The sequence below is a fragment of the Vibrio sp. B183 genome (assembly GCF_000740665.1).
GTDB lineage: Bacteria > Pseudomonadota > Gammaproteobacteria > Enterobacterales > Vibrionaceae > Vibrio > Vibrio coralliilyticus.
Window position 1 is genome coordinate 123,952 of sequence record NZ_JPQB01000013.1, and the last position, 26,698, is coordinate 150,649.

The following is a 26,698-nucleotide window of genomic DNA, read 5'->3' on the forward strand; positions in this document are numbered from 1 at the left end:
TCACGCCCTAAAGAACTGATTAGTTGGACAATTTATCACGAATTAGTTCAAATTGTCTGGCAAAAATAGTGGCCCAATTGGCACTCTTGGCAATTCAAATTCTGCTGGATAATCAACATCAACCAGATAGAGGCCGGCTGCCTTCGCTGTTGCTCCCGCAAGCTTGCGATCTTTCACTTCGAGCAACCACTTTATCCACTCTGGTTTCTGTTCCCCACGGCCAACACAGATAAGGCTTCCGGTAATATTACGCACCATATGATGAACAAAGGCATTTGCCTTGATATCAATCACTACGTATTGTCCGTGACGAGTCACATCCAAGTGCATGATGTTACGCCAAGGGCTACGGGACTGGCAGTGTACCGCTCTGAACGACGTGAAGTCGTTCTCACCCAACAAATATTGACCAGCTTGGTGCATCTTCTCAACATCTAACTCGCCGTGATAGTGGCTAACACCAGAGGACATAATACCTGGTCGGAATGCGCTATTAAAAATGATGTATCGATAACGCCGTGCTGTTGCGGAAAAACGAGCATGGAACTCTTCAGGTACCTCTTTTGCCCAACGAACTGCAATATCATTCGGCAGATTGGCATTGACACCCATTGTCCACGCAACCATTTTGCGGCTGGCGCTAGTGTCAAAATGGACCACTTGACCCGTTCCATGAACGCCCGCATCAGTGCGCCCTGCACACTGCACTTCTACAGGATGGTTTGCAACGATACTCAGAGCACGCTCAAGTTTCTCTTGTACGCTTTTAACTTCTTTTTGTCGCTGCCAGCCATAGTAATGAGTACCGTTATACTCAATACCTAACGCAATTCTCATCAGGGTGTTCTCTTTGAAAATGGGGCGGGAAGTATAAACATTTTTGCAAAAAAAGATAAGGGGGCTCAGCGCCCCCTTGTAGATTACTCATTCATCGACCGTTGATCGCATCGATTAAGTTTTTCGCCTCTCGGCGAATCTCGTCGCTACCATCCACAATAGCCTCTTCTAGCAACTTAATTGCGCCTTGAGCATCATTCATCTCAATGTAGATTTTAGCTAAATCAAGTTTGCCAGACGCCTCTGAATTGTTGTCAACATCAATATCTCCGGTATCCCCGATAACGTCTGGGAAGTCACTTAACCCGACATCAAGCTTCAACTCTTCTTCTTCAAAGCTTTGCTGCTCTTCTTTTTCAACCTCAGCCATCAGCTCATCAATGGTGCGGAACTCGCCTTCTTGTGGATTGAAATCACCCAACTCTTCTTGGTCTTCCCAGTTTTCATCTAAGATTTGAGCTTGTTCAGGGCGATTACCATCATCCCATACACCCTGTTGATCTTCTGGAATATCATTAGGAATTTGAGCTTGTTGTTCAGGGGATAAGCTAAAGCCGTTCCAGTCTTCTCCCCCCACTTCCAGCATGGCTTCAATATCCATCCCTGCACTATCAGAAGTGACTGAATCGACAGGTTTATCAAAGTCAAAGCTAGCAGTTTGTTCTGGTTCACTTTCAGAAAGCAATTCATTAAATGCAGCTTCATTGAAAGCGTGATGCGCCAATTCCTCGGCTTCATCAGAACGATCCATGGCCTCAGATGGAATCTCTTCAAGAGATGGTAGTTCGAGCTCATCAAGTTTGAAGTCAACATCATCAGAACCACTATCGAACGCTTCGGCTAGCGCATCTTGTTCGTCAAATTCAGGCAAGTCCCGCTCGTTGACTTCAAGAGATTCCTCTTGTTGAACAGTATTTACTTCAGGGTCTAGTTCCTCAACTGCGTCCGCCGACACTCCTTGTTCTATATATCCTGGAATGTCTAAGTCATCGAGCTCTAGCGAGCCCGTTGACTCGGAAGGAGAAGCTTCGAGCTCAGCTTCTTCAGTAACATCTGCTAGTGCGTTTTCTTCGCTGTATTCTGGGAGATCTAAATCATCCAGTTCTAACGATTCTTCAGATTCAATAGCAGGCACTTCAAGCTCTGACTCTTCTGCAACATCCGTAAGCGCATCTTCTTCGCTGTATTCTGGAAGATCTAAATCGTCTAGGGCTAATGACTCTTCAGGCTTAGCGACAGGTGCTTCAAGCTCTAGCTCCTCTGCAACATCGGCTAGTGCATCGTCTTCGCTGTATTCTGGAAGTTCTAAATCATCCAGCGCTAACGACTCTTCAGATTCAGCAACAGGTACTTCAAATTCAGGCTCTTCTGCAACATCCGCTAGTGCGTCTTCTTCGCTGTACTCTGGAAGCTCTATGTCATCCAGTTCCAATGACTCTTCTGACTCAGCAACAGGTGCTTCAAGTTCAAGCTCTTGTGCAACATCCGCTAGTGCGTCTTCTTCGCTGTATTCTGGAAGATCTAAATCATCCAGTTCTAACGATTCTTCAGACTCAACAGCAGGTGCTTCAAGTTCAGGCTCTTCTGCAACATCCGCTAGTGCGTCTTCTTCGCTGAACTCTGGAAGCTCTATGTCATCCAGTTCCAATGACTCTTCTGACTCAGCAACAGGTGCTTCAAGTTCAAGCTCTTGTGCAACATCCGCTAGTGCGTCTTCTTCGCTGTATTCTGGAAGATCTAAATCATCCAGCGCTAACGACTCCTCAGATTCAGCGACAGGCGCTTCATGCTCTGGCTCTTCGGCAACATCCGCTAGCGCATCTTCTTCACTGTATTCTGGAAGATCTAAATCGTCTAAGGCTAACGACTCTTCAGGCTCAGCGATAGGTGCTTCAAGTTCAGGCTCTTCGGCAACGTCTGCTAGTGCGTCTTCTTCGCTGTATTCTGGAAGATCTAAATCGTCTAAGGCTAACGACTCTTCAGGTTCAGCGACAGGTGCTTCAAGCTCTGGCTCTTCGGCAAAGTCTGCCAGTGCGTCTTCTTCGCTGTATTCTGGAAGTTCTATATCATCCAGTTCTAACGATTCTTCAGATTCAACGACAGATGCTTCAAGCTCTGGCTCTTCGGCAACATCCGCTAGTGCGTCTTCTTCGCTGTATTCTGGAAGATCTAAATCGTCTAAGGCTAACGACTCTTCAGGTTCAGCGACAGGTGCTTCAGGTTCAGCGACAAGTGCTTCAAGTTCTGGCTCTTCGGCAACGTCTGCTAGTGCATCTTCTTCGCTGTACTCTGGAAGCTCTATGTCATCCAGTTCCAATGAATCTTCTAACTCAGCAACAGGCGCTTCAAGCTCCGGCTCTTCTGCAACATCCGCTAGTGCGTCTTCTTCGCTGTATTCTGGAAGTTCTATATCATCCAGTTCTAATGATTCTTCAGATTCAACAGCAGGAGTTTCAAGCTCCGGCTCTTCGGCAACATCGGCCAGCGCATCTTCTTCGCTGTATTCTGGAAGATCTAAATCATCCAGCGCTAGCGACTCTTCTGACTCAGCGGCAGGTGCTTCAAGCTCTGGCTCTTCAGCAGCAGGCGTATCAGCCATGAGATCATCAGATATTGCTTCGGACGCTTCATCTTCAATCAGCCAATCATCATCTTCCGGAACCCCAAATTCATTTGGAATAGCTTCAGGCATTGGGGCCGCTGATTGTTCTATTGCTGGTTCTGGAGTCTCTGGAGTCTCTGGAGTCTCTGGAGTCTCTGGAGTCTCTGGAGTCTCTGGAGTCTCTGGAGTCTCTTCAGATGGTGTGTCCGTTTGCTCCTGCTGAGCAAGTAAATCTTCCTCAACAGGCGCATTTTCTTCAGCAGCAACGGCTGTACTCTCATCTAACTGCGTTGAAGAAGTAACCGGAACTTCATGACTCTCTTCCAATTCAGAACTTGGGTTTTCGACTTCATCAATAGCAGACGTCAACCAATCATCTTCATCTTCGTGCTCAGACTCCGAGCCCGTAGCTTCCGGCTCATCGAGTTCAAGTGGTTCTACATCGCTTGAAAGAGCATCCTGATTTTCGTCCTCAGCCAAATCAAACTCAGACTCTTCGGCTAATTCAGGGTTTTCCACCTCATCAATCGCTGAAGTCAGCCAATCATCCTCTTCTGGCTCTGGCTCTGGCTCTGCAAAGTTTGAATCATCTTCAGGTTGCGGTGCAACAGCTTCCTCAGATACAGCTTCACTTAAATCGGGCTCATCCAAATCAAGCTCATCGAGCAATGGATCACCTTCGGGCGCAGCGCTCAACATGTCATCGATAAAATCTTCACTGGAGAATTTATCTGTACCAGCAGCGTCATCCAAAGACTCAACAGCGTCATCAAGCGCAACATCTTGGTTCAACTCATTGCTCAGAGTGAGATCTTCATTCTCTTCATCTACCGATTCATCGCTCTGCTTTTCAATCTCCAGCAACTCTTCAAACAGGTCGGTGCCTTCATCACCGAGTTCTTCAGTAACTTGCTGTTGTTGCTCAGATTGTGTCTCAAACAAGTCATCCAGTAACTCTGTACTATCTTCAAGTGAGCTTACATCTTGGGTATGATCATCAGACAAAAACTCATCAAGTGTTTCGGTTGACTCTGCATCAAGCTCATTGCTGTCATCGGTGATCAGTTCATCGAAGGCATTATCATCGCTAAGATCTAGATCGTCGCTTAAGAAGTCATCTAGCGCCTTATCTGAACTAGGATCTGTCTCCTCACCATCATCAATCAGCTCATCGAGTAAGTCTGTACTGTTTTCACTGACTTCTGGTGTTGGCTCTTCCACCATTTCATCCAGAAGCGCAGTCTCATCAAGTGCTTCAGCTTCAAGCTTTTCTAGGTCTGCCTGAGCTTCCACTTGAGCAAAGAGGTCATCAATTTCGCTATCTGACGCTAGACTAGGCTCATCTGTATCGGTGCTCCCAGCATCATCATCACTCAGATCAAAGCCACCATCAGCCTCATCAAGCAACGAGTCAAAGTCCAGATCGTCACTCGCATCATCAGTGTCACTTTCATTGAACAAGTCGTCTAACAGTGACTGATCCAACTCATCGGTGCCAAGATCTTCCGAGTCTCCATCTGATGCCAGCAGTGAGTCTAGCTCGTCTTGAGAAATCTCATCGTCATCATCTGATAAATCAAATTCACCTTCTGGTGACTCATCCTCAATAACAACTTCATCCAGGGCTCGCTCCATTTCTTCAAGGCCCAGTGCTTTATCTTCGCTATTCACACTGATGCCATTGGAGCTCATATCCATATCAGCAAGCGCTTCGTCTAGCTCGCCATCGTCCCCGATGCCCGCGAATGGGTCTTCGCCATCTTCACCTTCAAGATTGAAATCGAGATCGTTATCTTCTAAGTCGGCAAAGACATCTACTTCACCATCTTCTTTACCTTCATCTAAACCAGAATCATCCGAGAACAACTCTTCTTCATCGTCGGTTGATTCACCAAACAAGTCATCATCAAGCAGTAAATCATCATCCACTTCTTCATTAAGAGAATCCGGAGCAATTGGCGCAACAGGTTCAGCGGTTTGTTCGGTCGCGGTTTGTGCTTCTGAATCTTCTTTCTTACGGCGACCCAGCAACATCATGAGCAGCAAGCCAATCAGCAAGCCTGGGATGATAGCCAGCGCAGCGACAAGCCAAGTATTAGAGAGCAGTTCATCGAGCGGAGAGGGTTGCATTTTCTGCTCTTCGGCAAGTCGCAGACGTTCCGCTTCGAGTAATTTTTCTACCTCATTGCGAATGCGAGACTCATCACCCAGCTCATCTTTCAGCACATCCACTTCGGACTGAACATCAGCCAACATCAAGCGCAACTTATGATTTTTCTCTTCCAGAGCCATCAACTCGCCTTCTGAACTTTCGAGTTGTTTCTCCAAAGTCGAAACTTGCGCTTTTTGCTCTTGCTTGGCTATTTTTGCTAAATCCGCATTTGGCTGCATTGCCGGTTTGGTATCATCCATCATTGGCTTTTCAGCGTCAGATGGTTTCATTTCTTCAGGTTGTTGCTGAGGCGAGGTTTGCGGGGTTGGGCGAGAAACCGCAGGAATATCCGTCAAGCGTGCTTGATGGGCCGCCATAACATTGACAGCTTCTTGTGTCGAAACGCTTTGAACTTGAGCCAACGAAGGAATTCGTAGTGTACTGCCTGGAATAAGCTCGTGGATGTTTTGATTTTCAAACGCTTGAGGGTTGAGCTGATACACAGCAAGTAACGTTTGTTGTACAGAAACGCTAGCTGATGGACGCAAACGGCTGGCAATAGCCCAAAGTGTTTCTTGAGAAGTAGTTGGTCCATAAAAGCGAGAAGGCTCGTTGTTACGCAGATCTTGGGGGACAAAATCAGAATATTGCGGCGATGCTTGGATCTCGCCGTCAGGTCCCTTAAGGCGAATAGTTTCTGCACTAACAATCGATGTCTGAGTCACGGCTACTAATGCAACAGGCAGCAGCAGACGCTTAAAAATTCGAAGCATAGAAGGCTCAGCTATGTGCTCAATAAATTTTAATGTAATGATCTATTAAATATATCGGATAAACACGCTAAAACTATAGGTGCATAGCTAAAAAATGTGTGGCTGCCGCCATATTCGCACTAATCTCACACTAAATTTAGGAATCTGATTAAAAAAGCCTCACACGATGGTGAGGCTTTGCTATAGGTGTTAATAATACGCTCAGTAGTAATCGCGAATCAGAACTTCTGCAATCTGAACCGCATTGGTTGCTGCGCCTTTGCGAACGTTATCTGCTACAACCCACAAGTTGATACCACTATGGTGGCTGATATCGTTGCGAATACGACCAACCATCACGTGATCTTTACCACCCGCATCACGCACCTGTGTCGGGAAATCTTCACCATGGAACACTTCAACACCCTCGGTCTGCTCTAATAAGTTAGCCACTTCCTGAGCATCAATAGGTGCACGAGTTTCGATATGAAGTGCTTCCGCATGACCATAGAAAACAGGCACTCTCACACAAGTCGGGTTGACCGTTATTGACGAGTCATTAAAGATTTTCTGCGTTTCCCACACCATTTTCATCTCTTCTTTGGTGTAGCCATTTTCCATAAACTGGTCAATTTGCGGCAGACAGTTAAACGCAATTTGCTGTGAGAACTGCTCATTTTCAGCCGGCATGCCATTAAGCAGCTTAGCAGTTTGGCCTGCCAACTCATCGATACCAGATTTACCAGCGCCAGAAACGGATTGGTAAGTCGAGACATTAATACGATCAATACCCACGGCATCATGAATCGGCTTAAGTGCTACCAACATTTGAATCGTCGAGCAGTTCGGGTTAGCGATGATATTGCGGTTACGGAACTCAGCAATCGCTTCAGGGTTAACCTCAGGCACAACCAAAGGAATGTCATACTCATAACGGAAGTTAGAGGTATTATCGATGACAATCACCCCTTCATCAGCGGCGATTGGCGCCCACTTAGCCGATAGTTCTCCTCCAGCGGAAAACAGGCCGATGTGTACCTGAGACCAATCAAAGTTCTCAACGTTTTCGACTTTGATGGTTTTGCCGTTAAAACGGTAAGTCTTGCCTTCACTGCGTTCACTGGCTAGCAGAAAAAGGTCACCAACAGGAAACTTACGTTCCTGAAGTACTTCGAGAATTGTTTCACCGACTGCGCCGGTCGCACCTAAAATGGCAACGTTATATTGCTGGCTCATTGACTTACCTCAATTTGAAAACCTAATTTCGCTAGTGGTTGCAGGTTAGCCTCTGCATTTCCTCTTAGCGTGACTGCACTGTATTCACGGCGATCCCAGTAGTTCTTACGCATCAAGTCAAACGCACCGGGTTGACTGATTTCACGACGGAACAATGCATCGTCTTTACGCACATCATAGACAAGTTGCGTCAGATTGTGCAGCGTGGCTTCTTCCCAAGCTCTGTCCAATACTAACTCCGGCACTGGAGCTGTAGGCAGAAGTTCATTGGCATGTGCACGTAAATCGTTATTCAGAAACTCGCAGAAGCTATTAAAAATCATCGTTGTCCCGCGAGCTTTCCCCTCTAAACCATAACCGGCGACATGGGGGGTTGCGAATGCTAGCAGAGGCAGAAGCTCCATATCAACCTCTGGCTCGAATTCGAACACATCTAACGCAGCAATAAAGCCATCTTGTTTTCTCAAACGAGCTTTCAACTCAGTATTGTCAACAACAGGCCCGCGCGCCGCATTGATTAAAATTTGGTCACCACGTAACTTATTCAACACTGTTTCATTGATTAGATGATGAGTCGGAAAATCACCATCACGGGTGATTGGAGTATGAGTCGTAATGATATCCGCTTGCTCAAGCAATGCATCTAACGGGGTGAAATTACGCTCATCTCCCGCCGCTTGCTTAGGTGGATCATTGATAAGCACCTTAATACCAATGCCTTCCAAACATTGCTGTAGATAACTACCCACCTCACCTGCGCCAATGATTCCAACGGTTTTATCAAATACTGAAAAGCCTTGTTGCTGCGCAAGTACCATCATAACGCTGAACGCGTACTCAGCTACACCGACTTTGTTGCACCCAGGGGCTGCGGTGAAAAAGATGCCTTTCTCTTTAAGTAACACCTGATCAACATGATCCATACCAGCGGTTGCTGTTCCAACAAACTTAAGTCGATTCGCTTTAGAAATAAGCTCAGCATTCACTTTGGTAACAGAGCGAATCATCAACGCATCTACATCGACTAAGTCATCGGCGTTCAGAGTACGTCCGGATTTTAAAACAACCTCGCCCAGCTGGCTAAAAAGTTGCTCAGCATAAGGCATATTTTCATCAATTAGGATTATCATGGCTTAAGAGATTTGATTTGGGAATTGCAGTGATTGTGCAGAAAAGCGCTGTCTCTGTCGAGCACTAGCGGCAGAAAGAAAAATGCCCGGCATAAGCCGGGCAAAGTTCCAGAACAAAAGGATCCCGACCCGCTCTCCATGGGTCAGAGTCTGCGTCTGTTCAACTACGTTTTGTATCAAAGCGTAGTCAAGCTCTGGAAACCTGTGTACTGGGAAACCCCAGCCGTTCAGTTAGCCTTGGTATTTTTTGATAACCAATGTTGCGTTTGTACCACCAAAGCCAAAGCTGTTTGACATTACTGTTGTCAATTCTGCATCACGTGTTTCAGTCACGATGTCTAGGCCTTGAGCCGCTTCGTCCAGATTTTCAACGTTAACGCTTGGTGCGATGAAGTTGTTGTCTAGCATTAGCGTAGAGTAAATCGCTTCATGTACGCCAGCCGCACCAAGAGCATGACCTGTCATCGCTTTAGTCGCAGAAATTGCTGGGCTGTTGTCACCAAACAGTTCTTGAATAGCGCCTAGCTCTTTTACGTCACCAACTGGTGTTGATGTACCGTGCGTGTTCACGTAGTCAATTGCATCTACGTCTTGCATCGCCATCTTCATACAACGCACTGCACCTTCACCTGATGGAGCAACCATGTCGTAGCCATCAGACGTCGCGCCATAACCAACGATCTCACCGTAGATTTTCGCGCCACGAGCCAGAGCGTGTTCGAGCTCTTCGATAACCAGCATGCCGCCGCCACCAGAGATAACGAAACCATCACGATCAGCATCGTAAGTACGAGAAGCTTTATCTGGCGTTTCGTTGTACTTAGTAGATAGTGCGCCCATCGCGTCAAACATCATAGTTTGAGACCAATCTAGCTCTTCACCACCACCAGCGAATACGATGTCTTGCTTACCAAGCTGGATAAGCTCCATTGCGTGGCCAACACAGTGTGCAGAAGTGGCACACGCTGAACTCATTGAGTAGTTTACGCCACGGATTTTAAATGGCGTTGCAAGACACGCAGAAACCGTAGAAGACATAGTACGAGGAACCATGTAAGGGCCCACACGTTTCACGCCTTTTGCACGCATAGTATCTACTGCCAATGCTTGGTTCAGTGCAGAAGCACCACCAGAGCCAGCTACGATACCTGTGCGGTCATTAGAAACCTGTTCTTCAGTCAGGCCAGCATCTTCGATTGCCTGCTGCATTGATAGGTATGCATACGCAGCCGCATCACCCATAAAGCGCATCTGTTTACGGTCAATATGCTCTGATGGGTTGATTTTCAGATCACCCCAAACCTGTGAACGTAGACCTTGTTCTTTAAACTGCTCAGAGGCAGTAATGCCAGATTTACCTGCTTTTAGAGACGCTAAAACTTCTTCGACGTTGTTACCGATACTTGAAACAATACCCATACCGGTGATTACGACTCGTTTCATTATGACATTCCTATAATTCAAAAATCTGCTAGATGATAACTAAGTTACCTGTGAAAAGTGGTCAGCTTTCCCAGAAAACCGTACAATCGCCACAACTTTATCGTCTTCATCACAAAAATTCAGACATTATGACCTCAATTACCAATGCTCAGCTGGGCTGGAACGATGCCGGAACCCCAGTATCAGACCAGTTTGATGACGTTTATTTTTCCAACGTAAACGGCCTTGAAGAGACCCGCTACGTCTTTCTTCATCAAAATCATCTGCCACAAAGATGGCAAGATTATGACCAGCGTCGTTTTGTCATCGGAGAAACAGGCTTTGGTACAGGTCTGAATTTCCTCGCAGTTTGGCAATGGTTTGAAGAATTTAGGCGTCAAAACCCGGATGCGCCACTAAAAGAGCTGCATTTTGTGAGTTTCGAAAAGTACCCTCTGAGTAAAGATGACCTGATTAAAGCTCACCAAGCTTGGCCGGAACTGGCTGAATACGCAAGAAAATTACAGCAATATTATCCAATTGCGGTTCCAGAGTGCCACCGAATTGTCCTTGAAGACGGCACGATAACCCTAGACCTATGGTTTGGTGATATAAAAGATTGCATGCCAAAAGTCCCTGTTGGTGAACAAGGGTTGATTGATGCATGGTTTCTTGATGGTTTTGCTCCCAGCAAGAATCCTGAAATGTGGAATCAAGAACTATTCGATGGCATGGCCAAACTCGCTAAGCAAGATTGTACCTGTGCCACTTTCACTGCGGCAGGTTTCGTGCGACGTGGTTTGATTGAAGCCGGTTTCGAAATGAAAAAAGTCAAAGGCTTTGGCACCAAACGTGACATGATTGCTGGACACCTAGCCCAGCGAGAGCCTCACACTAACCATAAGCCTTGGTTCCATCGTGATAGTAGTGACTCGACTCAGTCCGTAGCGATTATTGGCGGCGGTATTGCCAGTGCCACTTTAGCAACAACGCTCATACGCCGAGGAATAAAAGTAACCCTATATTGCCAGGACTCCGAAGCCGCGCAAGGAGCGTCGGGTAATCGTCAGGGCGCAGTCTACCCACTACTGAATGGTTCGCACACAGGTGTCTCTCGCGTATTTACTCCGGCTTTTTTGTTTGCTCGCCAGTTTATTGAACAAGCGGCTCAATCAATTAACTTTGACCATGATTGGTGTGGCGTGACTCAACTGATGTGGGATGAAAAATCACAAGCCAAGCTGGAACGCATGTTGAGTGGTAATTTTGATAATGGTCTTATCCGCCAACTTGGCGTTGAACAAACCAACCAAATACTTGGTTTGCCGGTTAATATGGGCAGCGTGCATTACCCACTTGGCGGATGGCTATGCCCGGCTCAGCTCACTCAAGAGTTGATTGAACATTTATCCCAAACTCCACTGTTTGAAGTACGTTATCAAACTAAGATAGACGATATGCGTTGGGATGAAGAACACGCTAGCTGGACATTAAGCAGCGGTGACAAAACCTTCACTCACGATACTGTTGTGGTAGCCAATGGTCATCAGTTCAGTGAATTACCTCAGACGAAAGACGTCCCTCTTGGTCAGGTTAAAGGTCAGGTGAGCCATATTCCGACCAACAGTGAGCTCAGCAAACTCAAAACGGTGCTTTGCTACGACGGCTATATGACGCCGGTAAACCCGAATAACGGATTTCATTGCATTGGTGCGAGCTACGACAGAGAGAATCTGAATCGTGAGTTTGACCCCGTCGCCCAACAAGGTAACGGAGACAAGCTACGTAAATGTGTCCCAGAACAAAGCTGGCCCCATCAAGTCGACTCTTCAGGTAACCAATCACGCCAGGGTATTCGTTGTGTGAGCCGAGACCACTTGCCATTTATTGGCAGTGTCGGAGATTTAGACAAAACCAAGCAGGTTTACCACAATCTGCAAACCACTAAGCTGGAAGACGCAGAAAAAGCGCCGTCTTACCCTAACCTATTCTGTATGCTTGGGCTGGGATCGCGCGGCTTAAGCTCCGCACCGCTCTTAGCAGAAACCTTAGCTTCACAGATATGTGGTGACCCACTACCGCTACCAGTGGACGTATTGGAAGAGCTTCATCCAAGCCGTATGTGGGTAAGAAAATTGAGAAAAGGCAAAGCCATCACTGAGCTCTAAAGTGACAAAGAGAGCTTACCGAGTCATTCTCTATAAGCTCTCTGTCTTAAGATCAGCGTAGCGTTGATACTGCGGCTTTGACTTGCTCAGCCACTTCCTGACTTTTAAATGAGCCGGACTCCAAGTCAAAATTGTCGTAAAAGCTTGGAATAGATACAGAGGCTTTCACTTCAGCACCAAAGTATGGAGCAGAACCTGTTGCAGCAGCTAAAACATTAGACGCACCGCCAGGGCCTGGTGATGTAGACAGGTAAATGGCTGGCTTATTGGCAAATACGTTACGCTCAATACGTGTTGCCCAATCAAACAGGTTTTTATACGCAGCAGGGTAAGAACCATTGTGCTCTGCGAAAGAAATAATCAACGCATCAGCCTGAGCAATGTCCTCCAAAAACGCTTTTGCTCCCTCAGCCTGACCAATTTCCTTTTCTTTATCTTCACTAAACAGCGGAACATCGTAGCTGTTAAGATCCAAGATAGTCACATCTGCTCCTTCAACTAGATGAGCAGCATAAGTTGCTAACGTTTTGTTGATAGACGTTGAGCTGGTTGAAGCTCCAAAAGCGACGATTTTCATAATTCTGTCTCCTGACTCTCTCCTTACTATGTACAGAAGAGCATATCCAGCGAACAGAAAACCAACAACTATAAAATATTTAAGGGCTTGTTCGAAATATTCGAACAAGCCCTTAATAAAAAGATATCTGTAGAGGTTAGGCTTGATTGACTAACTCTAACCATAGGTCGTTGACGATAGTGCGATCGGCAGGACTCAATTCGGAACGTGCGTCATCCAGACTGCCTTGAATACGTACTTTCAGTTCTTCTATATCATTGACGCCTTCTTCTTCACACGAAGCAGCAGATAGAGAAATATGTCCACGTAGGTACCCACCAGCAAACAACTCGTCATCAGATGCGGTCTCAATACGCGCATCAATCATTTCTAGTAGCTTCTCTTCAAATTCAATAATCATAATGCTCTATTGCCCGGGTCAGTTTGATTCTCAAAAAGAATGCAGAGCTTCTCACATTGAGAAAATTAACGCAAACCCTAGTTATATCAAGGGCTGGCAGCATGGCACGCGCTGTGCACTTCCTCAACTATTCAACGAAGTTCAGCGAGGAAGGACCCATGAAAAGAAAACAAACGGCTTTAAACATATCGGTGGTAGCCAGTGCTTTGTTCCAAGCATCATTCGCCTTTGCAGAGACACCATTCACCTCGTGTCCGACTCAAGCATTTTTGATTCAGAATCCAACAGGCACGCCAGTCGCCTATGGTGTCAACATCGACGTCGGTAGCTACGTCACACTGGATTCCAATTTAGATACTGCAAAGCTAAATGGTGTAGGTTATAGCAAACATGACGACTTCATCTACGGCTGGGACTATGGCACAGCCTCACTTTCTCGCATTGATTCCACCTTTACAAAAACGTTGCTCAATGTCAGCAAGCCATCTGATGCCCCTACTTCTATCTACGTTGGTGACGTATCTCTTGATGAGAACGCCTGGTACGGCTACAGACCTAGCTACGGGCTCTACAAAATTGATTTAGATACTCTTGTCATGGAGCTTTCATCACCGCCTAGTCAATTCGGTAATCCTGCAATATACGACTTGGCCTTTCATCCTGACAATAGCCTGGCTTATTCCATCGATTCAAATGGTTACCTTTGGGAGATTGATGTCAACGCTGGCACTTCCAATCGACTAAACCAACTGTTAGATAAAAATGTACTTGGATATCGCTTTACTTTTGGTGCGGTCTATTTCGATGTCGATGGTAATTTCTACGCCAGCAACAACAGCAATGGGTATGTCTTCAAAGTAACTATCAATGGAAACAGCTCCAGCACAGAATTTTTTGCTTATGGCCCTTCCAGTAATTCCAACGATGGTGCTCGCTGTGCTCTCGCTCCAGTCGAACCCAGTGAATACACCGATTTCGGCGATGCACCAGACAGTTACAAAACGACTTTCGCCTCTTCTGGTGCGCGTCATGGTATGTCAGATCTTAAGTTAGGTTCTGTTATTGATGGAGAGACCGACGGTAGCCCATATCCGCTCAGTGATGATACTTCAGATGGTTCGGACGATGATGACGGTATCCAATTCCCTGTTCCAATTCAGGTGGGACAAACCAGTAAAATCATCGCAACGGCTGCAGGCACATCTGACAGTTCAGTGCTCAATGCTTGGATTGATTTCGACCGAGATGGTGAGTTTGAGTCTAACGAAATCATCATCAGCGACCAATCGATGAGCGATAGCACTGGCGACATCTTCTTTACTGTTCCAACTTGGGCTGTCACCGGAGAGACTTGGGCTCGATTCAGAATTTCCAACACATCGGGCATTGGTCCAAGCGGCGGTGTTCCCGCGGGTGAGGTGGAAGACTACCTGGTCGACATCACGGAGAGCGGTGTAGTGACCGAACTATACCCCAGCGGTGGTGGTTACACTTCTTTCGCCTATGAAGATCAGTACCCAAGAAGCGGCGACTATGACATGAATGATGTCCTGATGAACGTTAAATACACGGAGTACCAGCTCAACGACCAAGTCATTCGCATGAAGATTGAAGGTAAGGTCGCCGCTCTCGGCGGTAACTACCACTCAGGTTTTGCTATTCGATTGCCTAATGTGGCAAAAGAAGACGTTAAATCAGATTCAGTACAACTTTACGTGAATAACGAGTTGCAAACCGCGACCGTACTAGAAACAGACACTGTTGACGCGGTATTCATCATTCACGAAGACTTGTGGGATATTACTGAGCCTGGTGAAGCTGAAGAGTGCACTATGTTCCGAACTCAAGAAAACTGCGGAACGAGTTATCGTCCAAGCTGGAGCCTAACCTTCTCGTTTGAAAATGCAGTCGACACATCAACCATGCCAGAATTCCCGTATGACCCATTTATATTTGCAGCACCTGGTCATTATTACGGTGATATTGGTTATCAGTTGACAGGCGGGTTCCCTGGACGAGGTTTAGAAATTCACCTCAAAAACCAATCCCCGACCAGTAAGTTTGACACGAGATACAAGTCTTACGGTGTCGATGCATCAAGTGGTGATACCCACTACCACGATGACAAAGGTCTACCTTGGGGTATAGAGATCCCTACAACCTGGCAGCATCCATACGAACAGGTCAATATTTTAGAGGCTTACACCAAATTTGACGATTATGCCGAAGACGCCACAGGTCAAACTGAACCTACCTGGTACGAGACTTCTGTAGACGGCAAAATTTATATCGACTAAAGGAGAAACAATTATGTGGAATATCAAACTGACGCACTTATTTGCAATGGTAATACTTGTTTCTCTCTCCGGCTGTGGTGGTGGCGGAGGTGGTGAAGGAGGTTCTTCAGGTTCATCTACGGGCTCTTCAGCCGCTGCAGCATCAACCGATGAAGATTCCAACACTTTGGCCGATGTGCGTATCGATTATGACAATAATCTTGCTTCGGTGTATCAGGTCGACATAGATGTCAGCCTACCTCACCTTTCAGCCTCTCAGGTTTATATCTCCGTCTGTGATAATGCTGGGGGGAACGTGGAGTCTGTTGACTATGACAAGTGCCTGTTGAAAGCTGCGTTGCAATCCGGAACAGGCAATTATCAACTACGAGTCCCTAATCATTGCGAATCATTGATTGCGGTAGTTTCCGTCATGGAACCCAACACTGCACCATTGGTCTATACACTCAATCACAACAATCAAGCCGAAACGACTTGGCTCATTCAGTAACAAAAAGCAAACCAGCCGCATACTGCGGCTGGTTTTACATTACTTCAAACATGGAATAATCCAGAGCAGGCTGCTGATAAAAAGACCGTAATGCATCTGAAAGCATACGAACACGTAGTGGCATACCCTGCTCAAATATCTTACCGACTTCCGTATGAACTTTGTGCATAAAGGCTAAACGATCAGGTTCAAAGTCTCCGTTTAAGTTGTCACAGCTCACTGTAAACGGAAAACCTGCGCTAAGAGAGAGGATCCACTCATAAGCCTGAGGCCGAATTTCAACTTTCTCAAATTCAGCCTGAACCGCTTCAGTGCGTCCATCCGGTTCGTACCAATAGCCGAAATCCTCTAATAAGCGACGCTCTGGCCCTGCGACACACCAATGCGCGATTTCGTGAAGTGCTGACGCATAGAAACCACGAGCAAAAATAATCCGGTGATTAGGCTGACTATCATCCGCTGGTAGGTAAATAGGCTCATCGCCCCCTAACTCCAAACGCGTATTATATTCACTTAGAAAAGTGGCGTTAAAAATGTTGATCAGGTCCTGATATTTGTGGCTCATGGGGATAAAATCATGGTTTAAATTACAGCGCTCGGCATTCTCGCATTTTTGATCCCAATTGCAAATCCCTACACCAAATACTGACATTAGAAATAATTATGCGAAAGCCCCCTTCACATTCATAAAATCTCATTCGTCACAGATCACATTTCCCACTAAACTGCCTTTTATTAGTTACAGAATGGCAAATTTCCAATCCGCTAGTCACGTAGGGCAAAACAATGTTATTGAGCATTTTATATATCATTGGCATCACGGCAGAAGCCATGACCGGCGCACTTAGTGCAGGTCGAAGAAAAATGGATTGGTTTGGGGTTATGCTCGTTGCGAGTGCAACAGCGATTGGCGGTGGAACAGTGCGCGATATCCTCCTCGGCCACTACCCGCTCGGCTGGGTAGAGAATCCACAATTTCTCGCGATCACCTGTATTGCGGGCGTGCTAACCACGGGATTAGCCAAATGGATCATCAAGTTTAAAGGGTTGTTCATTCGCCTCGATGCGCTGGGCCTGATTGTGTTTAGCATAATCGGTACTAAAGTGGCGTTAGCAATGGGCCATCATGCAATGATCTGTATGGTAGCGGCACTGGTAACAGGCGTTTTTGGTGGGCTATTACGTGACTTAATCTGTCGTCAAACACCGCTTGTATTGCACGAAGAGTTATACGCGTCTGTCGCCCTGATTGCTTCAGGCCTTTACTTAGCCTTGCTGGAGTTTGGTATTAATGACGTCACCGCGACCATCTCAACGCTAGTCGTAGGCTACATGCTGCGCATGGCTGCGGTTCGCTTTAAATGGCGTCTGCCTTCATTCCACCTTGAAACTGAAGGTTCTCTGCACTAATTCACAACGCCCCATTCTCGGGGCGTTTTATTCTCTAGCTTGTCGCCTATCTATGAATAATATTCGCTCGAATATTTACCGCTAAGGATCATTTGTGAGCCCGCTTGGATTTACCACCAAAACCTGCCATCGAAGCGCGATTATGCGATGAAAGTACATTCAAGTATTCTGCAAATCTCTTCATTGGTTTAATAATGCCTCTTCAAAACGACGTACTTGCTCACCAATCGCTAACATATTGATGCAACTTTCAATTATGAGTGCGTGACGGGTTAATTATCCGTTAATTTGTCCTGTGACCTTTTGCACAAACACAGCAGACGACTTATTTTACTCTGGTCGCCCGCAAGGAAGAGTCCGACTTCACTATCGTTAATCTCTCTCCATTCTTTTCCTTGCCGTCACTTAAAATAAGCTGAAAGGTCTGAAGATGAGAAACAAACAACGTATTACCCTATCGGCAATAACGCTAGCCGTCATCTTGGCTGGCTGTAGTTCCACACCAAAAACAAATGATGCTTCCACCCAGCTGACGGCACTACTCGACAGCTACCAACATGAATCACAATCTCTGGATAGCACTCACTTTGGTATCGTCAATGATCAGATGGCTGCCGCACGTCAGTCTTTGGATCGTATCTATCTCGACAAGCTTCTTGAAATAGAAAGAAGCGCTTTAACCGATGAAGAAAAGGTCTATTACGACACGTTCCGCTTTGACCGCACCATTGCGATTCGCGGCGCAAGCTTCGCTAACGCTCGTTTTGGCAACTTCGATGTCCCAGTCACGCATTTTTACAACTACATCCAGTGGAATGCCGAAGAAGCGGGTACTGCGATTGATGATTCCGACAGTGAACAAACGTACCAAGATCAACTAACCATACTCAAAGAGTACACTTCCTGGATAAGGGGCTTACACAGCCAATATCTGCAAGCTACACAGCATGGTATTCAACTACCCGCCATTCTTGCTGAGCGCCTATATCAAAACAGCGTGGACACGATTAGCTACAATAATTTTGCCATGCTCAAGGTAGGATTAAACGACTTAAAAACTCAGTCAGGGTATACGCCAACTTTTATCAATCAATACACGCAGGAAGTTGAGAAAGCACAGCGGGCAACCCAAGAGTTGTTGGCGTATCTGCATAATCAGTACGTTAAGAGCGCTCGCGGTGAAGGGCAGCTCACCGACAAGAATATTGGCTGGGGTGATTTACCCAATGGGCAGAGCTGGTATCAGTGGCACCTAGACCGAAACAGTACTACTGGAAAGTCAGCCACCGAGTTACATAATATGGGTGAACAACTGGTCGCCGAAGCTAAAGCGGAGATGATTCGCGTGGCAAAAGTGGTGGTTGCTAAGCGCGGTTCTATCGTGGAAGCGGCGTATCGAGACCCAGCAACAGGTGACGTTTCACCTCGGACGTTTGAACTCGCGACGGACTCAGGTCAGATCAATCTCGGCGAGTTTTTTAAATACCTCAACAGCGAGCAATTCTTTTATGGCCGAGATGGTCTACAAACAACAAACAAGCAATACGCAGCAGTCTGCAGCAGCGCGTCCTCTCCTTCTGCTTGTGAAAACGCGCTGACAGATTATTACGTGTTTAAAGACAATGCCAACGGTGTCGTTGCCAGCTATTTTAAACCTATCGAAACCGACTACACCATAAAGCCAACCCCTGCTGAAAGCGAGATGTATGATGGTGTGGCCTCTTACGATAGCAATGTGTTCACTCTCAACACCAACCCAGATTACAGCCTGCAAAAATGGAATGTCTCGACCTTGCTGTTACATGAAGCGGCACCTGGTCATCATTTCCAAAACGCGTATGCGCAGGAATACCCACCCGCTAATCTGCCCGATTATATGCAGGATATCTGGTACACCGCTTATGGCGAAGGTTGGGCGCTCTATACCGAGTGGCTTGGTATAGAAATGAGCATTTATGGAGAGCTTAACGCGCAGAATCAGCCGACGTTTGTTAATGGCAAAGGCATGTGCACTCCCAACACTGACTATAGCCAATTCCAAGGCGGAATCTATACGGATGAGCAAGAGTGTAACGCCCTACAGTACTTTGGCAGTCTAAACGAAGCACAGCTGAGGAATATGCGATTGGCGGTCGATACCGGCATTCACGCTAACGGCTGGAGTATTCAGCAAGCACGCGATTATATGCACGCCAATTCCGCGCTCGGCGAAGGTGATATAGAGTCAGAAAGTTTCCGCTACGCCGCCTATGTCGGTCAGGCGGTTTCTTATAAGTCCGGTTATCTGGTTATCCGAGAATTACTTGAAAAGGCTCAACAAGAGCTAGGAGATAAGTTTGAATACGCTGAATTCCACGATCAACTGCTACGCTACGGGCAGCAACCGATGGAAGTAATGAAAAGCAACATCGACAACTGGATTTCAACAAAACACCAAGCCTAAATAAAAAACGGCTTCCTTGGGGAAGCCGTTTCTATTCACTAAATCTTAGGTGTTTCTGTCGTCACACCTTGATTCTGACCTCGGTGGCGAAGTAAGTGATCCATCACGACAATTGCAAGCATGGCTTCTGCAATAGGCACTGCGCGAATACCAACACATGGGTCATGACGACCTTTGGTGATCAGCTGAGTAGGTTCGCCTTCTCTAGTAATGGTTTCACCCGGAACGGTGATACTAGACGTCGGTTTTAGTGCAATGTTCGCAACAATATCCTGACCAGTCGAGATACCACCTAAAATGCCACCAGCATGGTTACTACCGAAACCGTCTGGAGACAAAGTATCACGGTGCTCACTGCCCTTTTGGCTAACAACATCGAATCCATCGCCAATTTCAACACCTTTGACCGCGTTGATGCTCATCAGCGCGTGGGCAATATCAGCATCCAGACGGTCAAACACAGGTTCACCTAAACCGACAGGTACGTTGGTTGCGACAACCTGCAGCTTGGCACCAATCGAGTCGCCTTGCTTTTTAAGATCACGAATCAGCTGATCTAACGCATCGACTTTGTCGACATCTGGGCAGAAAAACGCGTTATTTTCGATCTCGTCCCAATCCACTTTCTCAATCGACACATCACCCATTTGAGATAGGTAAGCGCGGATTTCGATACCAAACTCTTGCTTCAGGTATTTCTTAGCGATAGCACCCGCAGCTACACGCATAGCGGTTTCACGTGCGGAAGAGCGGCCTCCGCCTCGGTAATCACGCACACCGTATTTCTGGTGATAGGTATAGTCAGCGTGACCTGGACGGAACTTGTCTTTAATCTCCGAATAATCTTTTGAGCGTTGGTCTGTGTTTTCAATCAATAGACCAATCGAAGTACCCGTGGTTTTACCTTCGAATACGCCAGACAGAATCTTCACTTCATCTGGTTCGCGACGTTGAGTGGTATAACGAGAAGTACCCGGACGACGACGGTCCAGATCAGTCTGAATATCTGCTTCAGTTATTTCCAGCCCTGGAGGGCACCCGTCGACGATACATCCTAGTGCGATACCGTGACTTTCTCCGAATGTCGTCACTCGGAAATGTTGTCCGATACTGTTTCCTGCCATTACTTCCTCAAATTTCTTCAGCTCTGTAAACAAAGCTGTACATTACAATTGTTCGTAAATTCATAGTGGCGTTATTGCGATTTGATGTAAACCCCTAAAGCCGATCTATTTTGCTTTTCTTTGCCAATAAAAAACGCCGGACAGGGCTGTCCGGCGTTTTATCAAATCAAGCGAGCTGAATAATACTCAGTCTTTATAGATAGAGAACTCTTCTGCATGTTGCAGCATCTGTTCACGCGTCAGCATGAATACACCATGGCCACCATTTTCAAACTCAAGCCAAGTGAACGGGATATGTGGATATTGCTCCATCATATGAACCATGGAGTTACCCACCTCACAGATAAGAATACCGTTATCCGTCAGGTAATCTGGCGCATTAGCCAGAATACGACGCACAAGTTTCAGACCATCCGTACCCGCAGCGAGGCCAAGTTCAGGCTCATGAGTAAACTCATCAGGCAAACTGTTCATGTCTTCTTGATCCACATAAGGTGGGTTAGACACAATCAGGTTGTACTTCTCTTTAGGCAGATCACGGAACAGATCCGAGCGAATAGGGAATACCTGCTGCTCCATACCATGGTCCTGAACATTCTGTTCGGCAACCTGCAGTGCATCTGTCGAAATATCAATGGCATCAACTTCTGCATCCGGAAAAGCATGTGCACAGGCGATCGCGATACAGCCACTCCCGGTACACAGGTCCATGATGCGTGTTGGCTCTTCGATTAGCCAAGGTTGGAACTCTGCCTGAATCAGCTCACCAATTGGAGAACGAGGCACGAGAACACGTTCATCGACAAAAAACTCTAAACCACAGAACCAAGCTCGGTTGGTCAGGTAAGCGGTTGGAGTACGCTCATTAATTCGTTTCACAACGCGCTCAACAATGCGCAGGCGCTCGCTGCTGGTTAAACGAGAGTTTAATACATGCGGAGGCACATCAATTGGCAAGTACAACGTTGGCAGGATCAGCTGAACCGCTTCATCCCATGCGTTATCAGTACCGTGACCATAAAATAGGTTTGCGGCGTTGAAACGACTCACAGTCCAACGAATCATATCCTGAAGCGTGTGTAACTCTGATACCGCTTCTTCTACAAAAATCTTATCCAAAATTGCCTCCGAAAAGCGCTACAATACTGCCAATAGCATTTTATTTATGTATCTATGACCCAATGAGCAAAAAAGACACCGAAATTGATGATGATTTCGCCCTTTTCAGGGATGCAGTACAAGGCGTAAAAAAGTTGCGACAGGATACCATAGTCCAGCAGCCAAAAAAAAATACTAAGCAAAAAGAAATCAAACGTAGCGCGCGTGAAGCCAGCGATACAGAGTTTTATTTTTCTGATGAGTTCGTGCCGCTTCTCAGTGAAGACGGACCGACGCGCTATGCCCGCGATGATGTTTCTCAATATGAGGTGAAGCGCCTTCGCCGTGGTGTATATGTCCCGGATGTGTTCTTAGATATGCACGGCATGACGCAAAATGAAGCAAAGCGTGAACTCGGCTCGATGATCGCTTACTGCATCAAAAATGAAATTTCATGTGCGTGTGTTCAACACGGCATTGGTAAGCATATTCTGAAGCAAAAAACACCGCTTTGGTTGGCGCAGCACCCTGATGTGATGGCATTTCACCAAGCGCCATTAGAGTTTGGCGGTGACGGCGCTTTGTTGGTTCTGCTGTCGATACCGGAAAAATAGAAACACACTCATAAATAGAAGCCAGCTTCTATTGCCTTAAGTCTGGTGGAATCGGCAGATCTGACGCTTTAAAGTGCGGACGCTGGCCACCACGTTTGCGGTACTGCTTAAGCTGGAACACATAGGCCAGTACTTGCGCCACCGCTGTAAACAGACCATCAGGGATCTCTTGCTCTAATTCCGTAGAGTGATATAACGCACGTGCAAGCGGAGGCGCTGGAATAACATAAATGTCGTGCTCACGAGCGATTTCTCGTATTTTTAGCGCTATGTGATCGGTACCTTTCGCCACCACAATCGGCGCTTTATCAGTATCCTGTTTATAGCGCAGAGCCACAGAGAAGTGCTCCGGGTTAGTGACAATGACATCGGCTTGGGGGACTTCTGACATCATTCGACGTTGAGCGGCTTCACGCTGCAACATACGTATCCGCCCTTTGACTTCAGGCTTACCTTCCGTCTCCTTGTACTCGTCTTTGACTTCCTGTTTGGTCATCTTCAATTGATTGGCGTGCTGCCAGATCTGGAAAGGGATATCGATCGCGACAACAATCAGCAACGAACAACTGATCAACAATACAAAGTTAAGCAAGATATCTAACGCGTGGAAAATGTTCTGCGGATAGACATCCATACTCAACTGGAACAGATCTTCCTGCGCGGCATCGATCAAATAGAAAGCAACACCAGACACTAACGTCACTTTCAGAATCGACTTAAGTAGTTCAACCCAGCTTTGCAGACCTACCATTCGTTTCAGACCGCTGAGTGGGTTCATTTTTGACCACTTGGGCATCGCAGCTTCAACCGAGAAGCTAATACCGCCGATTCCTGCCGCACCGATCAAAGCGGCAATAAACAAGACAACAAGAATCAGCAGCAGTGGGCCAAGCAAACTCCCCATCGAGCCAAGAGCAATATCAAACAACTTTGGCAGATCAAAAATTTCGTCACGAGAGAGGTCGAACAGACGCCCCATGACTGTATACAACGCACGTGCAAGTGACTCGCCAAACCACATCAAGGCAATGGCGCCAATCACAAGCACAGATACCGACGCTAATTCTTTTGACCTTGCAACCTGCCCTTTTTCACGAGCCTGTTGCAAGCGCCTGGGCGTGGCGTCTTCGGTGCGTTCTTGACCGTCTGATTCTGCCAATTCAGCCCCCTAACAATTTAAGCGTATGAAGCTGCAAACTTGCTGCTCCCCTTGCAACCAGAATAGCTCATAGTGACTGAAGAGCCCGGCAATAATGTACCAACAGAGTAACAAGCCAACGATCAAAGCAAACGCAAAACCCAGAGAGAAGATATTCAACTGTGGTGCCGCACGAGTCATAACGCCAAACGATAAGTTAATCGTCAACAACGCAATAATCCCGGACAAGGACATACTCAGTGCGACTTTAAACATGATCCCTAGCCAAAGGGCTAGTTCTCTAAAATCGACAGTGTTCAACGACCCGCTACCAATAGGTAGCGACTTGAAGCTCATCACCACCAGCATGATCATTTTCAAGTGACCATCGGTCGCGAGGAAAAACATCGTGGCAAGGAACATAAAAAGCTGACCTAACAATGGCGTATTCTGACCGTTGGCAGGATCCACCATGGAAGCAAAACCCAAACTCGCTTGCATACCTAGGATCTGGCCGAGAATGACGAAGGTCTGAATCATGAACTGAGTGATAGTGCCCATCGCGACACCGATGATGATCTGCTCTAACAGGGTCATGAATCCTTGGAAAGAGAGCAACTCTATAGTATCAGGCACAGCTGGAATGACTGGCATTACAGCAAACGTAATGGCCAAACCAAGGTAAAGTCTGACACGAGTAGAAACAAAACGAGCCCCTGTCACCGACATCACCATCAACATGGCTGCGATTCGGGTATAAGGCCAGAAGTAGTTGGCTATCCAGTCGAGTATCAGGCTCGTTGGGTACTCCACGCAAAACCGCCTTAGTAGAGAACCTGAGGCAGGCGCTCAACAATCGAGAAAAAGTACTCCATCATCATCTGTGTCATCCAATGAGCGAACAACATCAACGCCAGCAAAGTCACCACCAAACGAGGTAAGAAACTCAACGTCTGTTCGTTAATCGATGTGGCGGCCTGAAAAATCGCGACAATCAAACCAATAAGGAGGCTGGGAATGATAATGGCACACACCATCAGAAGCACCATCCACAATGCACCTCTGAATAACTCGACAAATACTTCAGGCGTCATGCTTTCCTCCCGCTATAAGGCGAAGCTGCCGGCTAGGGTCGACAAAATCAGGTTCCAGCCATCAACAAGGACAAACAGCATCAGTTTAAACGGTAGAGAAACGATCATTGGAGAAAGCATCATCATACCCATAGCCATCAAAACCGAAGCAACCACCAAATCAATAATCAAGAATGGCAAGAAGAGCATAAAGCCAATCTGGAAAGCCGTTTTCAATTCAGACGTGATAAATGCTGGGATCAATACGGCCATTGAAACATCTTCAGGAGCAGTTGCATCCGAGCCAGAGATATTGACAAAGGTTTCCAGATCTTTGACTCGCGTTTGCTTGAGCATAAAGTCTTTCATCGGCACCTGAGCAACATCAAAGGCTTGGCGCGCCGTAATTTGTTCGTTGATGTAAGGCTGAATCGCCTTGTCATTAATTTCGTTCAACACTGGCGACATGATGAAGAAGGTCAGGAAAATCGCGATGCCTATGATGACCTGATTGGATGGCGTTTGTTGCAGACCCATCGCCTGACGAAGAATCGACATCACCACGACAATACGCGTAAAAGACGTCATCAAAATAACCATGGCGGGCAAGAAACCCAACATGGTCATTAACGCTAGAATCTGTAAGTTAACCGAATAGTCTTCACTGCCATCTGGGTTAGTGGTCATAGTGAACGCAGGAATGCCTCCCCCACCACCAGTAAAGCTGCCAGTTGAAATAGTTCGTGCCGCGCCCTGCTCTTTTTCCATGGCAGACACGGTGACCGATTGCGATGGAGCAGCATTGTCAGGAATAGGCGTTGCAATGCTTTCCTCAGCAAATGAAATTACCGAAAAAAAGCTCAGGCATAGGGTCAGTATCAGTGAAGCGAATCGACTAGTGTTTATCATTCTTTTTCAATAGCTGAGTCAATTGAGTGGCAAAAGGACTGCCCGCCAATGCAGATTTGTTCAGCTCCTCCTGAGTCAAAGGGGTATCCAATTTGGAAATCAGTTGTATCGACTGTGCGGTCACTCCAACTAAAAACTGCTCTTCACCTGCCTGCACAATCATGATTCGTTCACGGGTGCCGACTGGAATCTGGCGCACGATATTCAGCCCACTTTGGTTAATCATCGCTGGCACACGCATGCGTTTCAGCAACCAAGCCAAAAAGAGAATGAACGCCACAACGAACAAGAGCGACCCAAACGTGGTCGCCCAATCTAACTGATTACTTGTCGCAGTTTCAGCCCAAACAGCAGGAGAGAGAAGTGTCAGGACACACAGTAACGCTCCTTTTAACTGTCGTCTCATAACCTACCTTAGCTTCTTAATTCGCTCAGTCTGGCTTATTACGTCAGTCAGACGGATACCAAACTTGTCGTTGACCACAACCACTTCACCGTGTGCAATCAAGGTACCGTTAACCAAAACGTCCAATGACTCGCCAGCCAAGCGCTCCAGTTCTACAACTGAACCCTGGTTGAGTTGCAATAAGTTGCGGATACTAATTTGTGAACGGCCGACTTCCATAGAAATCGTGACCGGAATGTCCAGAATTGTATCGAGTTTACGGCGTTCGTCTTCTGAAATAGGCGACCCGGTGTCTTGCAACTCGTCAAGTTGAGCGGCCATAACCTCATCTACATCTACCTCTGGCGCATCAGGGTCTTCGCCTAATGCCGCAGCCCATTCGTCCGCCAGTTTTTGATCGTCGCTCGGTTCCATACCTGT

At 46.7% G+C, this 26,698-nt stretch carries 22 protein-coding genes; 6 read left to right on the forward strand and 16 right to left on the reverse strand.

Annotation, left to right across the window (positions count from 1 at the left end; genetic code table 11):
• Positions 1-42: 42 nt before the first annotated feature.
• The 5 genes from truA to fabB form a co-directional block, all read right to left on the reverse strand.
• On the reverse strand, positions 43-837 hold the full coding sequence (gene truA / locus IX95_RS14290) for a tRNA pseudouridine(38-40) synthase TruA (protein WP_021458533.1): 795 nt from the start codon (positions 835-837) through the stop codon (positions 43-45).
• Between the two features lie 91 nt (positions 838-928).
• Positions 929-6,364: a FimV/HubP family polar landmark protein gene (locus IX95_RS14295; RefSeq protein WP_038161113.1), complete on the reverse strand. Its 5,436-nt coding sequence runs from the start codon at positions 6,362-6,364 to the stop codon at positions 929-931.
• 201 nt (positions 6,365-6,565) lie between these two features.
• Entirely contained in the window at positions 6,566-7,579 is a 1,014-nt protein-coding gene (locus tag IX95_RS14300) for an aspartate-semialdehyde dehydrogenase (protein ID WP_038161116.1), read from the reverse strand.
• Positions 7,576-8,709: a 4-phosphoerythronate dehydrogenase gene (locus IX95_RS14305; protein WP_038161120.1), complete on the reverse strand. Its 1,134-nt coding sequence runs from the start codon at positions 8,707-8,709 to the stop codon at positions 7,576-7,578. The genes IX95_RS14300 and IX95_RS14305 overlap by 4 nt, the downstream gene beginning before the upstream one ends.
• Positions 8,710-8,940: 231 nt before the next feature.
• A complete protein-coding gene (fabB, locus tag IX95_RS14310; RefSeq protein ID WP_006959468.1) occupies positions 8,941-10,152 on the reverse strand; it encodes a beta-ketoacyl-ACP synthase I in 1,212 nt (403 codons plus the stop codon).
• Between the two features lie 128 nt (positions 10,153-10,280).
• Between fabB and mnmC the strand changes: the two genes are divergently transcribed.
• On the forward strand, positions 10,281-12,299 hold the full coding sequence (mnmC, locus tag IX95_RS14315; protein WP_038161275.1) for a bifunctional tRNA (5-methylaminomethyl-2-thiouridine)(34)-methyltransferase MnmD/FAD-dependent 5-carboxymethylaminomethyl-2-thiouridine(34) oxidoreductase MnmC: 2,019 nt from the start codon (positions 10,281-10,283) through the stop codon (positions 12,297-12,299).
• A gap of 52 nt (positions 12,300-12,351) precedes the next feature.
• Here mnmC and IX95_RS14320 read toward each other — a convergent pair whose 3' ends face one another.
• Complete coding sequence (locus IX95_RS14320; protein ID WP_038161122.1) at positions 12,352-12,876, reverse strand: NADPH-dependent FMN reductase; 525 nt, start codon at positions 12,874-12,876, stop codon at positions 12,352-12,354.
• 136 nt (positions 12,877-13,012) lie between these two features.
• Positions 13,013-13,276 (reverse strand): YfcL family protein, encoded by a 264-nt coding sequence (locus tag IX95_RS14325; RefSeq protein WP_006959471.1) that lies wholly within the window; start codon positions 13,274-13,276, stop codon positions 13,013-13,015.
• A 158-nt stretch (positions 13,277-13,434) separates the two neighbouring features.
• On the opposite strand from IX95_RS14325, the gene IX95_RS14330 reads away from it, so the two are divergent.
• Both IX95_RS14330 and IX95_RS14335 read left to right on the forward strand, forming a co-directional pair.
• A complete protein-coding gene (locus tag IX95_RS14330; RefSeq protein ID WP_038161124.1) occupies positions 13,435-15,573 on the forward strand; it encodes an LruC domain-containing protein in 2,139 nt (712 codons plus the stop codon).
• 13 nt (positions 15,574-15,586) lie between these two features.
• Positions 15,587-16,063 (forward strand): hypothetical protein, encoded by a 477-nt coding sequence (locus IX95_RS14335; RefSeq protein WP_038161126.1) that lies wholly within the window; start codon positions 15,587-15,589, stop codon positions 16,061-16,063.
• 34 nt (positions 16,064-16,097) lie between these two features.
• On the opposite strand, the gene IX95_RS14340 is transcribed toward IX95_RS14335, so the two are convergent.
• Positions 16,098-16,628, reverse strand: a complete 531-nt coding sequence (locus IX95_RS14340; protein ID WP_006959474.1) for an elongation factor P hydroxylase — start codon at positions 16,626-16,628, stop codon at positions 16,098-16,100.
• Between the two features lie 221 nt (positions 16,629-16,849).
• On the opposite strand from IX95_RS14340, the gene IX95_RS14345 reads away from it, so the two are divergent.
• Both IX95_RS14345 and IX95_RS14350 read left to right on the forward strand, forming a co-directional pair.
• Positions 16,850-17,473, forward strand: coding sequence for a trimeric intracellular cation channel family protein (locus IX95_RS14345; protein WP_006959475.1), 624 nt, complete (start codon positions 16,850-16,852; stop codon positions 17,471-17,473).
• A 430-nt stretch (positions 17,474-17,903) separates the two neighbouring features.
• The gene (locus tag IX95_RS14350; RefSeq protein ID WP_038161129.1) at positions 17,904-19,916 is read left to right on the forward strand and encodes a DUF885 domain-containing protein; all 2,013 of its coding nucleotides are present in this window, start codon (positions 17,904-17,906) and stop codon (positions 19,914-19,916) included.
• A 38-nt stretch (positions 19,917-19,954) separates the two neighbouring features.
• Here IX95_RS14350 and aroC read toward each other — a convergent pair whose 3' ends face one another.
• The gene (aroC, locus tag IX95_RS14355) at positions 19,955-21,040 is read right to left on the reverse strand and encodes a chorismate synthase (RefSeq protein WP_038161131.1); all 1,086 of its coding nucleotides are present in this window, start codon (positions 21,038-21,040) and stop codon (positions 19,955-19,957) included.
• A gap of 186 nt (positions 21,041-21,226) precedes the next feature.
• Positions 21,227-22,159 (reverse strand): 50S ribosomal protein L3 N(5)-glutamine methyltransferase, encoded by a 933-nt coding sequence (gene prmB, locus IX95_RS14360; protein WP_019274562.1) that lies wholly within the window; start codon positions 22,157-22,159, stop codon positions 21,227-21,229.
• Positions 22,160-22,221: 62 nt separating this feature from the next.
• On the opposite strand from prmB, the gene smrB reads away from it, so the two are divergent.
• The gene (gene smrB / locus IX95_RS14365; RefSeq protein ID WP_038161135.1) at positions 22,222-22,752 is read left to right on the forward strand and encodes an endonuclease SmrB; all 531 of its coding nucleotides are present in this window, start codon (positions 22,222-22,224) and stop codon (positions 22,750-22,752) included.
• 28 nt (positions 22,753-22,780) lie between these two features.
• On the opposite strand, the gene flhB is transcribed toward smrB, so the two are convergent.
• Genes flhB through fliN form a run of 6 tightly spaced genes read right to left on the reverse strand, consistent with a single transcriptional unit; the run spans position 22,781 to position 26,692 of the window.
• Positions 22,781-23,911: a flagellar biosynthesis protein FlhB gene (gene flhB, locus IX95_RS14370; protein WP_038161138.1), complete on the reverse strand. Its 1,131-nt coding sequence runs from the start codon at positions 23,909-23,911 to the stop codon at positions 22,781-22,783.
• A 9-nt stretch (positions 23,912-23,920) separates the two neighbouring features.
• Entirely contained in the window at positions 23,921-24,703 is a 783-nt protein-coding gene (gene fliR / locus IX95_RS14375; protein WP_019274560.1) for a flagellar biosynthetic protein FliR, read from the reverse strand.
• 11 nt (positions 24,704-24,714) lie between these two features.
• A complete protein-coding gene (fliQ, locus tag IX95_RS14380; protein WP_019274559.1) occupies positions 24,715-24,984 on the reverse strand; it encodes a flagellar biosynthesis protein FliQ in 270 nt (89 codons plus the stop codon).
• 12 nt (positions 24,985-24,996) lie between these two features.
• Entirely contained in the window at positions 24,997-25,872 is an 876-nt protein-coding gene (gene fliP, locus IX95_RS14385) for a flagellar type III secretion system pore protein FliP (RefSeq protein WP_021457334.1), read from the reverse strand.
• A complete protein-coding gene (fliO, locus tag IX95_RS14390; protein WP_038161144.1) occupies positions 25,859-26,278 on the reverse strand; it encodes a flagellar biosynthetic protein FliO in 420 nt (139 codons plus the stop codon). The genes fliP and fliO overlap by 14 nt, the downstream gene beginning before the upstream one ends.
• Before the next feature lie 3 nt (positions 26,279-26,281).
• Positions 26,282-26,692, reverse strand: coding sequence for a flagellar motor switch protein FliN (gene fliN, locus IX95_RS14395; RefSeq protein ID WP_006959499.1), 411 nt, complete (start codon positions 26,690-26,692; stop codon positions 26,282-26,284).
• Positions 26,693-26,698 lie beyond the last annotated feature (6 nt).